Origin of the sequence: Pseudomonas putida NBRC 14164, from assembly GCF_000412675.1 — a bacterium.
GTDB lineage: Bacteria > Pseudomonadota > Gammaproteobacteria > Pseudomonadales > Pseudomonadaceae > Aquipseudomonas > Aquipseudomonas putida.
The window spans coordinates 2670997-2685574 of record NC_021505.1 but is presented as its reverse complement, the minus strand read 5'-3'; the positions used below and the strand labels follow the sequence as shown (position 1 = coordinate 2685574).

At 61.3% G+C, this 14578-nt stretch carries 14 protein-coding genes; 7 read left to right on the top strand and 7 right to left on the bottom strand.

Going from position 1 to position 14578, the window contains the following annotated elements; genetic code table 11:
- Positions 1-125 precede the first annotated feature (125 nt).
- Both PP4_RS11960 and PP4_RS11955 read left to right on the top strand, forming a co-directional pair.
- On the top strand, positions 126-1196 hold the full coding sequence (locus PP4_RS11960) for an enoyl-CoA hydratase/isomerase family protein (RefSeq protein ID WP_016499438.1): 1071 nt from the start codon (positions 126-128) through the stop codon (positions 1194-1196).
- Between the two features lie 16 nt (positions 1197-1212).
- On the top strand, positions 1213-2364 hold the full coding sequence (locus tag PP4_RS11955) for an acyl-CoA dehydrogenase family protein (RefSeq protein ID WP_016499437.1): 1152 nt from the start codon (positions 1213-1215) through the stop codon (positions 2362-2364).
- A 63-nt stretch (positions 2365-2427) separates the two neighbouring features.
- Here PP4_RS11955 and PP4_RS11950 read toward each other — a convergent pair whose 3' ends face one another.
- Positions 2428-3360 carry a LysR family transcriptional regulator gene (locus PP4_RS11950; RefSeq protein WP_016499436.1) on the bottom strand — a complete coding sequence of 311 codons (933 nt, stop codon included), beginning with the start codon at positions 3358-3360 and terminating at the stop codon, positions 2428-2430.
- A 126-nt stretch (positions 3361-3486) separates the two neighbouring features.
- On the opposite strand from PP4_RS11950, the gene PP4_RS11945 reads away from it, so the two are divergent.
- Positions 3487-3747 (top strand): DUF2790 domain-containing protein, encoded by a 261-nt coding sequence (locus PP4_RS11945; protein ID WP_016499435.1) that lies wholly within the window; start codon positions 3487-3489, stop codon positions 3745-3747.
- A gap of 1 nt (position 3748) precedes the next feature.
- Here the strand turns inward: PP4_RS11945 and PP4_RS11940 are convergent, their stop codons facing one another.
- Positions 3749-4441, bottom strand: a complete 693-nt coding sequence (locus PP4_RS11940) for a tRNA (adenine(22)-N(1))-methyltransferase (protein WP_041168014.1) — start codon at positions 4439-4441, stop codon at positions 3749-3751.
- Positions 4442-4662: 221 nt separating this feature from the next.
- On the opposite strand from PP4_RS11940, the gene PP4_RS11935 reads away from it, so the two are divergent.
- The 3 genes from PP4_RS11935 (at position 4663) to PP4_RS11925 (ending at position 7885) form a co-directional block, all read left to right on the top strand.
- The gene (locus tag PP4_RS11935; protein ID WP_016499433.1) at positions 4663-4938 is read left to right on the top strand and encodes a helix-turn-helix transcriptional regulator; all 276 of its coding nucleotides are present in this window, start codon (positions 4663-4665) and stop codon (positions 4936-4938) included.
- A gap of 396 nt (positions 4939-5334) precedes the next feature.
- Complete coding sequence (locus tag PP4_RS11930) at positions 5335-6717, top strand: primase-helicase family protein (RefSeq protein WP_144063132.1); 1383 nt, start codon at positions 5335-5337, stop codon at positions 6715-6717.
- Positions 6718-6853: 136 nt separating this feature from the next.
- The gene (locus PP4_RS11925; protein WP_016499430.1) at positions 6854-7885 is read left to right on the top strand and encodes a hypothetical protein; all 1032 of its coding nucleotides are present in this window, start codon (positions 6854-6856) and stop codon (positions 7883-7885) included.
- A gap of 12 nt (positions 7886-7897) precedes the next feature.
- On the opposite strand, the gene PP4_RS11920 is transcribed toward PP4_RS11925, so the two are convergent.
- A complete protein-coding gene (locus tag PP4_RS11920; protein ID WP_041167698.1) occupies positions 7898-8290 on the bottom strand; it encodes a hypothetical protein in 393 nt (130 codons plus the stop codon).
- A 28-nt stretch (positions 8291-8318) separates the two neighbouring features.
- On the opposite strand from PP4_RS11920, the gene PP4_RS27495 reads away from it, so the two are divergent.
- On the top strand, positions 8319-9104 hold the full coding sequence (locus PP4_RS27495) for a hypothetical protein (RefSeq protein ID WP_016499428.1): 786 nt from the start codon (positions 8319-8321) through the stop codon (positions 9102-9104).
- A gap of 432 nt (positions 9105-9536) precedes the next feature.
- Here the strand turns inward: PP4_RS27495 and PP4_RS11910 are convergent, their stop codons facing one another.
- The 4 genes from PP4_RS11910 to PP4_RS11895 are packed head-to-tail and all read right to left on the bottom strand — an operon-like array spanning position 9537 to position 14577.
- Positions 9537-10526 (bottom strand): hypothetical protein, encoded by a 990-nt coding sequence (locus PP4_RS11910; RefSeq protein ID WP_016499426.1) that lies wholly within the window; start codon positions 10524-10526, stop codon positions 9537-9539.
- Complete coding sequence (locus PP4_RS11905; RefSeq protein ID WP_016499425.1) at positions 10519-11079, bottom strand: hypothetical protein; 561 nt, start codon at positions 11077-11079, stop codon at positions 10519-10521. The genes PP4_RS11910 and PP4_RS11905 overlap by 8 nt, the downstream gene beginning before the upstream one ends.
- Positions 11072-11323 (bottom strand): hypothetical protein, encoded by a 252-nt coding sequence (locus tag PP4_RS11900; protein WP_016499424.1) that lies wholly within the window; start codon positions 11321-11323, stop codon positions 11072-11074. The genes PP4_RS11905 and PP4_RS11900 overlap by 8 nt, the downstream gene beginning before the upstream one ends.
- Entirely contained in the window at positions 11320-14577 is a 3258-nt protein-coding gene (locus PP4_RS11895; protein ID WP_016499423.1) for a hypothetical protein, read from the bottom strand. Before PP4_RS11895 ends, PP4_RS11900 begins: the two co-directional genes overlap by 4 nt.
- Position 14578: the final 1 nt, after the last annotated feature.

The window sequence follows — 14578 nt, the reverse complement described above, 5'->3', positions numbered from 1 at the left end:
AAAATGCACGATGCCCCTGCATAATTGTCGATTGTGCAAGGCAAATTCGCATGACAGGATCCTGCGATCCTCCAGCGAACTCCAGACTTCACTTGGAAAATCAATAACAAAGCAGGGAGAACGCAATGACTGCGCAAGCTAATACCTCGGCAACCGATCATGTACTGGCCGAGGTCCGCAACCAGGTCGGCCACCTGACCCTGAACCGCCCCGCCGGCCTCAACGCCCTGACCCTGGACATGGTCCGTAGCCTGCGCCAGCACCTCGACCAGTGGGCCGAGGACCCGCAAGTGCGCGCTGTGGTGCTGCGCGGCGAAGGCCCCAAGGGCTTTTGTGCCGGGGGCGATATCCGGTCGCTGCACGACAGTTTCAAAGCTGGCGACACGCTGCATGAAACCTTCTTCGTCGAGGAATACGCCCTCGACCTGCTCATCCACCGCTACCGCAAACCCGTGCTGGTGCTGATGGACGGCTTCACCCTTGGCGGCGGCATGGGCCTGGCCCAGGGCTGTGATCTGCGCGTGGTCACCGAGCGCAGCCGGCTGGGCATGCCCGAAGTCGGTATCGGCTACTTCCCCGATGTAGGCGGTAGCTACTTCCTGTCACGTATCCCCGGCGAACTGGGCATCTACCTGGGCGTCAGCGGTACCCAGATCCAGGCGGCCGACGCCCTGTACTGCGGCCTGGCCGACTGGTACCTGGCCAGTGACCAGCTCACCGCCCTTGACCAGGGCCTGAACCAACTGAACTTTGGCGACAACCCGCTGAAGGACCTGCAGAACCTGCTGGCCACGCTCGGTACCCAGGCGCTGGCAGATGCACCACTGGAAAAGCTGCGCCCGGTCATCGACCACTTCTTCGCCCTGCCCAACCTGCAAGCCATCGTCGAGCAATTGCGTGCGGTCAGTATCGGTGACAGCCATGCCTGGGCCGTGGCCGCCGCCGACCAGCTGGAAAGCCGCTCACCGCTGGCCATGGCGGTTACCCTGGAGATGTTGCGCCGCGGTCGCCACCTTGGGCTGGAAGACTGCTTTGCCATGGAGCTGCACCTGGACCGCCAGTGGTTCCGGCACGGCGACATCATCGAAGGCGTGCGCGCCCTGATCATCGACAAGGACAAACAGCCTCGCTGGAACCCGCCGACCCTGGCCGCGCTGCAACCGCAGCGGGTTGACCAATTCTTCGAAGGCCTGTGAGCCCGGGAGTACACAGATGCAAGACCTGGAACTGAGCGAAGAGCAGATCATGATCCGCGACATGGCCCGGGACTTTGCCCGTGGCGAGATCGCCCCGCACGCCCAGGCCTGGGAAAAGGCCGGCTGGATCGATGACGGCGTGGTGCGCAAGATGGGCGAACTGGGCCTGCTGGGCATGGTGGTGCCGGAGGTCTTCGGCGGCAGCTATACCGACTACGTTGCCTACGCCCTGGCCGTGGAAGAAATCGCCGCAGGCTGCGGCGCCACCGGGGCGATGATGAGCATTCACAACTCGGTAGGCTGCGGCCCGCTGCTGGCCTACGGTACTGCCGAGCAACAACAGCAATGGCTACCGCGCCTGGCCAGCGGCGAGGTCATCGGCTGCTTCTGCCTCACCGAGCCGCAGGCCGGCTCCGAGGCGCACAACCTGCGCACCCGTGCCGAGCTGGTCAACGGCGAGTGGGTAATCAATGGCGCCAAGCAGTTCGTCAGCAACGCCCGCCGCGCCGGCCTGGCCATCGTCTTCGCGGTGACCGACCCAGAGCTGGGCAAGAAGGGCCTCTCGGCGTTTCTGGTGCCCACCGACAACCCGGGCTTCAAGGTAGACCGCAGCGAGCACAAGATGGGCATCCGCGCCTCCGACACCTGCGCGGTCACCTTCGACAACTGCCGCATCCCCGCTGCCAACCTCCTTGGCGAGCGTGGCAAGGGCTTGGCCATCGCCCTGTCCAACCTTGAAGGCGGGCGTATCGGCATCGCCGCCCAGGCGTTGGGCATTGCCCGCGCGGCGTTCGAGGCGGCGCTGGTCTACTCGCGCGACAGGGTGCAGTTCGGCAAGCCGATCAACGAGCACCAGAGCATCGCCAACCTGCTGGCCGACATGCAGGTACAGGTAAACGCCGCACGTTTGCTGATCCTGCATGCCGCCCGCCTGCGCAGCGCTGGCAAGCCGTGCCTCTCGGAGGCGTCGCAGGCCAAATTATTCGCTTCGGAAATGGCCGAGCGGGTGTGCTCGATGGCGATCCAGGTGCATGGCGGGTATGGCTACCTGGAGGATTACCCGGTGGAGCGCTACTACCGGGATGCGCGGATCACGCAGATATATGAGGGGTCGAGCGAGATCCAGCGCATGCTGATTGCACGCGAGCTGAAGCACTATCCCCTGTAGTACGGCGGTCCCCGTCTGTGGGAGCGGCCTTGTGTCGCTCCCACAAGGAAGCCGATCTGCGATTCAGCGCCAGTAACGCGAATCATCCACCACCTGCGCATGCCCCTCGAACACCGCTGGCAACTGCTCCTTGAGGTAATCGATCCACGTCCGCACCTTGGCGTCCAGATAATGCCGTGACGGGTACATCGCATACAGCGCACTCTCGCGCAACCGGTACGGCGCCAGCAGCCTGCACAAACGCCCTTGCTCGATCGACTGGCTGGCCGTATAGAACGGTAGCAGGCCGATGCCCATGCCCAACTCACTGGCCACCAGCATGGCGTCGGCAACGTTGGTGGAGAAGTTGTCACTGGGTGCGATCACGCACTGGTCCACCCCCTGGGGGAATACCCAGTCGCCTTCATACATGGGATACGCCATTCGCAGGCAGCGGTGCGCATGCAGGTCCTCGGGGCGCTCAGGCACGCCATGCCGCTCCAGATAGCTGGGCGCCGCGCACGGGATACTGAAGATATTGCCAAGCGGGACGGCAATCAGCTGGGAGTCCGGCAGCGCACCGTCCACGGTGATCACCACGTCATGCCCTTCGGCCAGCGGGTCAGGATTGCGCTGGGACAGCGTCAACTCGATCACCACCTCCGGGCACAGCGCGTTGTAGCCGGCCACCAGCGGCATCAGCAGCAGACCCAGACCGTGCGGGCAATGCAAGCGCAGATGGCCGCGAGGGGTGAGGTGCGCACCGCGGGCTTCACCCACCGCCTCTTCGGTCAGCAGCATGATCTGCCGCGCACGCTCCAGAAACCGCTCACCCGCCTCGCTCATGCGCAGGCGCCGGGTGGTGCGGTGCAGCAGGCGGGTCTGCAGCTGGTTCTCCAGCTCGGCAACAATTCGCGAAACCTGTGCCGCGGAAATATCCAACGCATTGGCGGCCGCAGCGAAGCTGCCACACTCCACCACACGGGCGAAGGTACGCATGGCATGCAGCATGTCCATGAGGGTGTGCTCCTTGTTCAGTCTTATTCTTGCGTTACAGGCAGGAATCTATCACGGACTGGCCCATTTATTGTGGATGACCAATGAATACATCATTAGTCATACATTCAAGAAATGGAGCCTGTCATGAAACGTTCGATCGCTGTCCTTGCTGTGGCCGCCACCCTCGCCTCGTTCGGTGCCTTTGCCGATGCGGGCAGTACGCAGCCAACCAGCAGCAATTATGAGTACGGCATGCCGCTGGATGTGGCCAAAGTGATCTCCATCACCCCGGCCAGCAACGCTGCCGACTGCCAGGTTGGCACTGCGCACATGGTGTACGTCGACCACCAGGGCCAGAAACGCGAAATAGACTACCGCGAAATGGGCAACTGCTCGCAGCAGTGAGTCAGGCGAGTACCTGGGTGATCCAGCCCACCTGCTGATTGAAATCGTCGATTTTCGCCTGAGGCACCGCATCGCGGGCCCGTTGGAAATTGGCCAGGGTCTGCTGCTTCTGGCGCAGCATGCGCCGCCACTTGACCAGAAATGCCTCGCTTTTCTCCTGCATCAACACCGGGCCGAAGTACAGCTGTTCAACGCTATACACCACGCTGCCCGGCTCGGCGACGATGATTTCGTAGTCGAAGCGGTTTTCCCGCAGCAGCTCTTCGCTGACGATCTGGTACCCATTGCCCGCCAGCCATTGGCGCAGCTCGCGCTCACCGCCATTGGGCTGCAGTACCAGGCGCGTGACGCCGCCAAGGCGCTGCTTGCCGGCCTCGAGGATGTCGCACATGGTGTCGCCACCCATGCCGCAGATGCTGACCACCGAGATGCGGTCTTGCGGTTCGACCGCCGCCAGGCCATCGGCCAGGCGCACGGTTAACCGGTCTTGCAGGCCGTTTCTGCGCACATTGCGCTGCGCCGAGGCAAACGGCGTCTGCGCCACCTCGCCCGCCACCCCGGCCTCGATCACCCCCCGCAGCATCAACGCTACCGGCAGATAACCATGGTCCGAGCCGATGTCGGCCAAGCGGGCGCCCTGCGGCACATGTGCAGCCACGCGCTCCAGGCGCCTGGACAAAGTCTGTTCGTTCAAAATGTGCCCCTGGCTTTGCAATGGGGCGCGATTCTGACGGCGAACGCCGCGCATTTCAAACACCTGGGCGCCCTCGACCCAACCCGCCTGCTCGCGTAGGCTTGCCGTTTTCCTTCCGTCGCAAGTGGATCCCCGCCTACCCCGCCCCACCTAGATCAGGGTATTCAGAAAAGACCATCCGACCGTAAACCACCAAATATGCCACCTGTGGAGCGAAGACGATGGGCAACCCTAGAATCGAGGTACCTGCACCGATAGCTGACGCGCTGGTGCACCCTACCCCCCTGTGCCAGGCACTGGGGATCAGCCGGATGACCTTGGATCGCTGGGTTGAGGCCGGGCACTTCCCCGCCCCCATCGTGATTGGTCAGATGCGCGGGAGCGGCAAGGTTTCCCGCACGGCCTTCCTGAAAAGCGAAATCGATGCCTGGATCGAAGCCCGAAAGGCCGAGCGTGACGCAGCAAAAAAGCTGCGTACCGAAACCTTGCCAGCCTGAAAAGAAAACCCCGGCGGTTCAGGCCAGGGTTCAATGAGGTATTGCTATGAATGGTTATATTGTAACGCTTGCAGCGAGTGCCGCAAGCCCGTCCGTCACCACCGATGAATGCTGGGACGAATACGATCCGGGCGTCATCCATGCCCTACTCACCGGTGAGCCAAGCACCTGCGCCAGCAGCAACGCGGTCATGCTCAGCCCCGAGCAAGCCACCGCCGCAGTGCTGCGCCCGGCGCTAGTACCCGCCCCTGCGCGGCGACCACCTGTGCCGATGCCCGCGCCAACAGTCCGCAACACGGGCCAGCAGCGGACGCGCCAACAAACGGCACAGGGGGCGCCCCAGTGCGTAATGCGGACTCAACAGACGGCAGTGGTTAGCGGGGGTGTGCAATGGGCATGAACATCGACACCGAGTCGAGGGAAATCCTTCGCTACATCTCCCAGGACTTCGTGATGCTGACGGCGAACGGTGAGCAGCGCGCCTATCACATCGAGTCGGGGGATATTTTCGGCCTGAAGGGATTCATCAAGTATTGCAGCAAGCACTACGGTGAAATCACGATCATTCAGGGTGACGGCAAGGAAGAACGCACCGCCTCGGGCGCCATCTGGTGGAGCTGGGAAGACCCGCTGCAACGGGTAGCACGGCGTGTCGTCATGGAACCGACATCCAAGCCCGAGCATGAGGGCAACCCCGAGGTGTTTAACCTCTGGTACGAGCGCAAAAAGACCATGTGCCCGCCCGATCTGTACGCCACGCCCGAGAGCATTGAAATTTTCGTCAAGCACCTGCTCTACCTGGCCGACGATGACGAAGTCGTGGTCATGTACTTCTTGAACTGGCTGGCGCAGCTGTACCAGACACCTGAAACCAAAATCCCGAGCGCGTTCCTCTTTTATTCCAAGCTCGGTGGCGTGGGTAAGTCCACGATGTTCAAGCTGCTGGCCAAGGTATTCGGGCCTTGCATGGTGGGCAGCTGCAGCGGGCGGGCGCTGACGAAATCCTTCGATGATGTCACCGAGCACAAGCGCCTGCTGATGGTCAACGAAATGGCCCGGTCCGAGAAGGCAGACGGCTACGAAAACTTCAAGAACATGATTTCTGAGGAACAGGTATCGTTCGAGGGCAAGGGCCGGGCGGCCAAGGACATCAAGAACATCACCCACTACATCGTCACGACCAACAACAAGGACGCGCTGCCGCTGATGCAGGGGGACCGCCGCATTGCCGTGTTCATGTGCAATGCTGCCCCGAAGCCAGATAGCTACTACGTCAAGTTGATGGACTGGATGGAGAACGAAGGTCCGGCGCTGGTGGCTGGTGTTCTGGCGCAGTGGAGATTCCCAGCCGACTGGAACCCATACGCACCTGTGCCGCAAACCGCTGCAGCCAGAGCCATGCAGGACGCGGCACAGGGCGAGCTTTACGGCGTCGTCAAAGAGCTGATCGATCAGCGTCGGGAGCCCTTCGATAAGGACATCATCGTGGTAGGTGAAGCCGCTACCAAGCTCAACAACATGGGGCTGGCCCTGACTAAGCCGGCAAACATCACCAGCCTGGGCAAGGTGCTTAAAGTTCTTTGCGGGGAACCGGAACCGCTGCGCATCTTGAAGCGGGAAACCGGCAAGTCGATGCCACTCAATGTGTACCTGATCCGTAATGCCGAGCAGTGGAAAGCTGCGTCCGCCGAGCAACGCATGAACCACCTCGACACCGGGGTGCACCTGTTCCCTGTTCAAGATCAATCTGCTGAAAGCGAGGTGGCCAATCATGAATAGCGGAACGGGTTCTGCCCACACAAGTCCGACACATCCGCCTTGAGACGCGTTGCACGTGGCGCAGCGCTAGACATTGTGATGGCATTTAGATAGCGTTAAGCGCATCCCATAATCCTCGAAGCACTACTACAGAAAAATGATTTCTAACGAAGATCAGGTTCGCGCAACAGTCGAAAAACTGAAACAAATTGCGGATGTACTCAAAAGTGACATCGGCCCCGTTCAACTCACCCTAGAACTTCATGAGCGATTTGAAAACTTCAGACACGAACTTGAGATATTTGAAAGCCAACTGACGAGCTCTCATTTACTGGACCTCATGGGCAGGGCGAACTATGTTGCTTCTCGCGGAGAGCATTTAGTCTCAGTTACCAGGGCGGCCAAACTGAATGTTCGACAGGAGTTGCTTGACGAACTTCTAAAGCAGGCCGCGCGGTTAAGCGCGATGATATCAGTGCCAAATGAAAACGGTATGATCTCACTCCGAGATTTAGAAGAGGCCGAAAAGGACCTGCGGAAACAAATAAACATCGAGCAAGGGCGATTGACTGAGATAGAAATAAAAATCAATACCTTGCACGACACCGCTAGTAACGAAATCCAAAAAATCTCTCTAGCATATGAAGAGACTAGAGCCGTTCTGGATGAAAAAAAGGCTCAGATTGATGAGCTTGTGGGCCACGCTTCGGCTCAGGTAGTGGCCGGCGACTATGCGAAGTCATCCGAAGTTGAAAAGAGGATGGCGGATATGCTCAGGTGGGGGTCGATTGCGTGCATGGCATTCGTCGTTGCCATTCTGGGTGTGACCGCATTTAAGAGTCTGGATGCTGAAATACATTGGGAAAATTTTGTCATTCGGATCACGTTGGCGCTCTTGCTGTCGGTGCCGGCTGCTTACTTGGCAAGGGAGTCTGCGAAGCATCGGGAGCAGCAGTATCAGCACTTGCAGACATCGCTCGACCTGAAAGCCATTACCCCGTTCCTGGCCTCCCTGCCTCCGGAGGAACAGCACAAGATCAAGATCGACATTGCTTCCAAGATTTTCGCAGGTCGGGATTTCTCCCGGGTGGGTGCTGATCCTTTCCCAATCAATGCCCATGAGCTAGTCATGGAAATCATCAAGAAACTTGAGCTGCCCAAGGGGGCTTCTCGCGGCCCAGGACAGTAATCGCGAAGGCTGCTAAAGGCCGTCGCTGTAGCGCTGTAGCTCCCTGTCGATCAGCTCCTTCAGCGCTGCCTCACTCCCTGTGAAATCAATCTCTACCGGCTCGCCTTTCAGCCTGGAAGTCACTGCCAGCTTGAGCCTGGTGGGACCGCCACCACTGTGCTGTACTGCTCGGAAAATCCGATTGCTGTCAGCACCACGACGCGGAGCCCCGAGGAAGAAGGCCCAGCCGTCAGGGTTGTGGCGTGGCTCTGCTACTAGGTGGCTGTACTCACGCTCAATGAAGGCGCGGATCTGTTCGGGCGTCATGGCTGCATGCTCCAGCGGGTGGCCCAAGAAGTTCAGCACAACTGTGACAGCCTGCAAGAGTTCCCTCAGCAGATCGACGCCGCTATCATCGCTGGCCATGTGCCACGGATAAAGCAAAGGGGTTGCAATGGCGGGTTTGTGGGAGCCGGTGGGCGGTGTCTACTGGAAGGTGCCGCCTGACGATGTAATGCCGTTTCTGCACTGGGCGACTGTGCTGGTGTTCGCGGCCGTCGCGGTTGTGGCGGTCGCAGTGCGTATCAACAGGAAACGCAGCGAACCAGAATGGCACTTGCGCCAGCACATGGTAGAGATCGGTGCTGCCGCCACACTAACCTACTTGGTTGGTATGACTGTGCTGACCTGGGGGCGGATCGGTTCTCTTGGCGAAATGCCCTTGAACGAAGTGGGCGACTTCCTTGCCGGCGCTTTCGGCCCGGTGGCATTCCTCTGGCTTGTGCTGGGGTTCCTGCAGCAAGGCTACGAACTGCGAATGCAGGCTACCGAATTGAAAAATTCGGTCGAGCAGCATAAAGAGATGGTCAAGACCACTAAGCAGGAGCGGGATAGAGCCCTCAAAGCGTTATTTACCTTTGACGTCGGCTCATTCATCCACAGTCCGACAGAACGTTGGGTGCGACGAAAAATTCGCGCTAGAAACGAAGGCAAGAAAGCGCTCAATGTGGTACTGCAATCCGATCCGCATGTTAATGATGGTGAGCCGCTAGAGTTGGGCGACATGCCCGAGGGCCATCAGGTAACTGTCGCTTTCGATTTCCCGCTCTTAGAAGGCGTGACTACAGGGAAATTCTGGATTGAGTACGACGATGCAGTCGGTGGGAGAAGGAAGGAGGCCTTTTGGTATTCCACCTCTGAATTCGATTTGAGCGTGGTTAGAGCTAAAGCTGACGATTAAGAATAAGGCATCCCTGCCCACCTGTGATTGACCTCCTCACTTGCCCCTGCCTTTCCCACCCTTGGGTTTGCGCTTAGGCATTGAGGGGTGAATCGTCTGCGGGAAGAACGTCGAATCTCCCTGCGGCTTCTTGGTAACGCCAGGTCGTTTGTCAGCCATTCTCTAATACCTCATGTGCGCCACGCATTGCACACTTTGTATTCGCTCTGCATGGCAGTTGTGGTGGAGCCGTACCGAACAACTCGGCGCGCAGCTCCGCTTCTAGTTGGCTCGGTGTCATGCGCATGCTGACGCACCACAGCGCCACGCGCACACCGCGCAGAAACGCCCGTCCTTGGCGGCGTTCGTCGGCGTTCGCCCAGCGCTCGACACCTAGCTGTACAGCGGCCAGGCAGCGAGCCATTTTGGTTTCCCTCGAATCCGCGCCCATGATCAAAGCCCAAAGCCGGGTGTGCGTGCGTCGGCTGCCATCTGCGACCACAGCGCGTCAAAATCCTCGTTCGACATGTTGGATACCTGGCTGGCGCTGAGGTGCCCACGCTGGTCTGGGGCCTTGCCGTCAGCGGCCAGGGTCGACAGGCTGGTCGGGGCCTGGCGCCGTGCCGGTGCGGGGGCACGATGTTGTGCCTGGTAACCCAGTTCCTGCGCCTTGCCGTAGATCAGCTGTGCCGGATTCAATCCCTTGGCCTGGCTGTCCTTGACGAACGCCAACAGGGCAATCTGTTTGGCGAAGGCGTGTTCGGCCGGACTGGCATGCGGGTGTTGCTGCGCGATGCGGCGGTCGACCTCGGCGTTGAGGTGCGCGTAGGCGTCGTGATAATCGCTGTGCGTGGCTGCGAATTCCTGTTCGATAGCCACCACCTGCGGCGCCATCTCCTGCAGCTCTTGACCAACCTGAGCGGCGGCCTGCTCGAACTGTGCGCGCTGCACAGCTGCTTGCTGCTGGCCGACAATATGCTGCTCAATCTGCTGGAACTTCGCAGCGACATGCCCTTCGGGATCATCCTCAAAGGCTGGGATCTGTTGTGCCTGTTGTTGGGCAGCCAGCTGCTGTTGCATGGCCCGGAACTGATCCTGCTGCGCCTGGAGTTGGGCGAGCTGCGCTTGCAGCTGGCGAGCCTGCTCCTGTGCGGCCTGGCGTGCGCGTCTTTCTTCCTGCAACGCGCCTAATGGCACACGTTGCTGCTGTTTGCCTTGCGGTCCCTGTTCGTCCTCCTGGCCATCGTCGCTCAGGTGTTCATCCCGTTGCTGTGCGTGGGCGTCGTATTCCTCCACCGCTGTGGCGTCTGCTTCTGGCACAGGTGTGTCAGGGCCGGCGTCGTTGGGGATGCCCACGCTGTCGGTCAACACGGCGGCGATGCCGTCGACCGGTACGTCTTCGTCAGGACCGTCGATTGGCTCGACTTGAATGGAATCACTCATGGTTCACCTCTTGGCGCGATGCGCGCTTGGCTTTGCTTGGGCGACCGCTGACGGTGCCGGTGGGCTTGCTGGTTTGCACAGGTGCGGCTGCGGCCAGGCCGTAGCGCTCAGCCAGGTCGGCGGCGCCTTGTGCGGCTGCAGCGCGGGCGGCTTGCCGTGCCAGGGCTTCGGTCAGCTCTTCCTGCAATTTCTCGATCTTCCGGGCCGGGTTGGTCCTGGCCTTGAACGCAGCAATTTCTCCGGCGGTCAACGGTTTACGGGCGATGTCGGCACAGGTCCAGCCGACCACGACACCGGTACGCACACGGCGGCGCTCGCACACATGCAGCTTGACCAGGCCGTGGAGCAGTGCGATTTCTGCGCCTTCGGCGCTGCGGGCGGTGACAGTGCGCTCTGGTGCGGACTCAGTCCACGGGCCAAGGTCCACGACGGGCCTGTCGAAGGTGATGATGTACTCACCATCCACGGTAGTGGTCAGCTTGGCGCGGGCGGTGTCGACGTTGTGCCACTCGGCCGATTGCCGCAGGTTGTTCAGGTGTTCGATGTCATGCATGACTGCGGTCCTCGTTGGCTGCGGCGATGGCGGCGGTGAGTCGGTCGATTTCACGCTGCTGGCACAGTGTGGCGGCGGTGCCGTCCTCCTGTTTCAAGCGGCGCAGCTGTGCGCGTGCGGATTCCAGTTCCTGCTGAGCAGCGGGCAGGCGGTCGCGCAGCATGGCGGCAGCGCGCTCCAGTTCGCGGTACTCGCCTTCGGCCTGGCGCACAGCGGCTTCGGCCTGTTCAATTTCGGTGGTCATCGTTGTGCCTCCATCTGGTCGCGCAATTTGTCGAGGGCAGCGCGGTTGCCTCTTGTGACAAAGGGGATCGAGGCCAGGCGCACAGAGGTGCGGGCCTTGGTTGCCGCGTCCTGCAGGGCGTCACGCTTCTGGTCGTCATCCAGCTTTGCCCAGCCTGGAGAACGCATGAGTTTTTGCGCAGCGCGGTGGGTCAGCTTGCCGGCCAGCTCTGCCAATTCATGGTGCTGCTCGGCGGGGATTTCGATTTTCTTGCCACTGAGGGTCAGCGACTTCTGGAACTCGGTAGGCGCCCAACCTAATCGGCTAGCTTCGATGCGTACCGGGTCGGTTGTTTCCTGTGACTGGGCGATGGGCGCGCCAATCGAGAACGGGCCACCCGGATACCGACGGTTGGGCACAGGTTCACCGTAGCCATCGAGCTTGGTAGCCAGGTCGTTGCGCAGGCCCGGTAGGCGGTACTTGATCGAATCAAGGATCGAGTCACCTTCACGGGCGAAGGGGTCGGTCTCGCTGGCGATGTTGCTCAGCAGTGTGAACGGCTGGGCCATGGTCCCGACCATCTGCCGGGAGTACCATTCGGCGTTGCGCTTCGGGTCTTGCATGAACTCGACGAAGTTACTCAAGCCAGCCATGTAAGTTTTATTGATCGTGTTGTTCACCAGCGAACCAAGCGCGGCAACGGCAACATCAGCCGCGTCTTTATGCTGGTAGTCCATGGTGGTCATGTCGGCGGCCAGGCCGAGCCATTGGGCGAAGGGATCCAGGCGGTTGTATTCGTGGTAGGTGTCGCCCACCTTGACCGAGTACGGACGCCAGCCGGTAGCTAGCAAGGCCTGTTTTTCCTTCTTGTCATCAGGGCCTGCACCCGTGATGTATCCAGCCTGAGCAGCCATCCCGGCCATGACCATCACGCCAGTGCCCCAAACGATCCGGGCGGCGGCGCGCTCCTGTCGTGCACCACCTGCGGCGAAGTCTTCGCGCACTTCTTTGAACAGAGGCGCCAGCGGCGTGCGGTGCAATCCGAACTTGACCACGTTGGCCGGAGTGCGGACGAAGGGCACAATCAGGTTCAGCCAGGGCGCTTTGCTCTTGGCTGACATGACCGCTTGCGCAAATGCACCGGCTTTGCTGTTGAACGTGTTGGTGCGGGCGTGAAGGCCTGCCGCTTCGATCATCTTGGGCGTGGGGTTCTGCGTGAGCTGGTCGATGCGCTGGCTGAACTTCACGCCCTCGGGTAATTGGCCTTGGCGTTTCTCGACCAGTGCTTCACGACGGGCCAAGGTGCGCAGTTCGGCTTCGAAATTAAGCGTGCCAAACCAAGCGTCTTCCGCACCGAGTGCGCGGTAAGGCAGGCTTGCGATGCGGTCGGCTGCGAAGGCTGCACCACCCAGCACACCGGGCCGGCGCGGGGTGTTGTTCAGGCCCTGGCTGTTGTCCTGTTTGGCCTGGCCACCCAGCACAGCGGATTCGCCGGTGCGGAAAGCATCGGTGGCTGCGGTGCCGGCCTTGGCCATGCCCCGGCTCATGCCGATCAGCAGGTCGAGGGGTTCAGCGAAAACGGTCTGGCCGGACTTGCCGCCAGTAGCGAGGCGCTTGGCACTACCGATGCCTGCGGCAATGCTGCGCTCGATAATCTCGTTGCCAAGGGTGGCGGTGTTGCTGGTGATGTTCACCGCGTGGGTGCGCACGCCACTGAGCAGGGCCGCCCGGAAGTAATACCCGAACAGGCGTTGCATCTTGCTCTCGGGCTGGCCGACCAGCTTAGCCAGGTTCTGTACGCCACCAGCCTGGACTGCCTTGCCGATGGCTGCTGCCAGGTCGTCAGCGCCTTGCACGCCCCCAATACCCTCAAGGATTCGCGCTGCGTCGTTGATGTTCTGCACCTGGCGGCGCTGTGCTGCCAGTGCCCGGCCACTCTCGGCGCGGGCGCCCATGAGTTCACCGAACATGACTTTCATGTCGCCCAGGTCTTGCACAAATGCGGCCTTTTCCAGGTCGGTAGCCTGGCCGCTGGCGATGCGTTGTTGCTGCTCCATGACCGTTTTCAGGCGGTCACTCACAAGGTCGGTGCCAGCGATGATCTGTTCAGCATTCCAGGCCTGGCCAATCTTGCGGCTGAATGCCTGCGCCTGTGCCCCATCGAGGCCGATCAGGCTGGCCAGGCGGCGTTGTTCGTCCATGGTCACGACGCCACGGCGGCGGGTCTCGATGTCCTGTTCGGCTGGGCGCAGCAGGTCGAGCGACTGGGTGCGCTGTTCACCCTGTACGCCTAGGTTATCGAGTAGCGGCGCAATGTCCTGGCTACCGGCGAATGGGGTTTTTGGCACAGGTGCCGGGACCGGCTGCGGTGAAACTGGCGGGGCTTCGGGCTGCTGGGCCTGGGCCGGCATGGCAGCGGGGTCAGGAGCACGACCCAGCACACCGCCCAGCACCGAACCCATGGCAGCGTTAACCATCGCGTCTTGGGCGTTGAATGGGGTCTGCATACTGCTCGGGACGGCAGCGTTGCGCAGTTGTCGCGATGCTTCGCCCGTCGCTACGCCAAGGGGAGCACCGGTAGCCAGGCGCGTTGCCAGATTGCCGGGCAGATTGGCGGGGATTAGCCCCATTGCCACATCACCCGCACCAGCGGCGATTGCAGCTTTCAGGCCTTCGGGGACGCTACCGGTTTCGGCGGTCACGTCGTGCCCCGTGTTGATTGCATTGGTCGTGGCGGGCACGGCCATGGTCTTGGCTGCTTGTCCAAGTTGGCTGGCCACGCCGGGCAGCACAGATGTCGGCGCTGCTGCAGGGAGTGCAGCCGTAGCGCGGGACAGCCCACCAGTGGCGAGCATAGCGGCAAGATTCCCGGCAAACCCGCCGCCCGCGTTCATCAGCTTGTTGCCGAACAGTGCGTCTGGAGCGGGCGCCAGGGAATCAGCGCGCCGCTGCAGCGGATCAAGCACATGCTCGCGCAGGGCGTTCTGCGCCATGTTCGGATCGTCGTCGGTAAACATCCCGCGTGCCGCGTCGAAGGTCTGCGCAGCGGGGATGCCTAGGATGCGACCAGCAGCCAGCCCCATGTTGTCCACCGACCGCGCAGCGCCCCGGTATAGTTCCATCGGGTCGAGGCCCTGCGGTTGAACAGTTGGCGCAGCGGCGGGCTGCTCGTCTGGCAGGTCGTCAAAGGAAAGACCACCTTGTGCGACGGGCGCGGTCTGCGCGGCAGCTACTACCGGTTGTTCGTCCGGCAGGTCGTCAAAGGACAGGGCCATT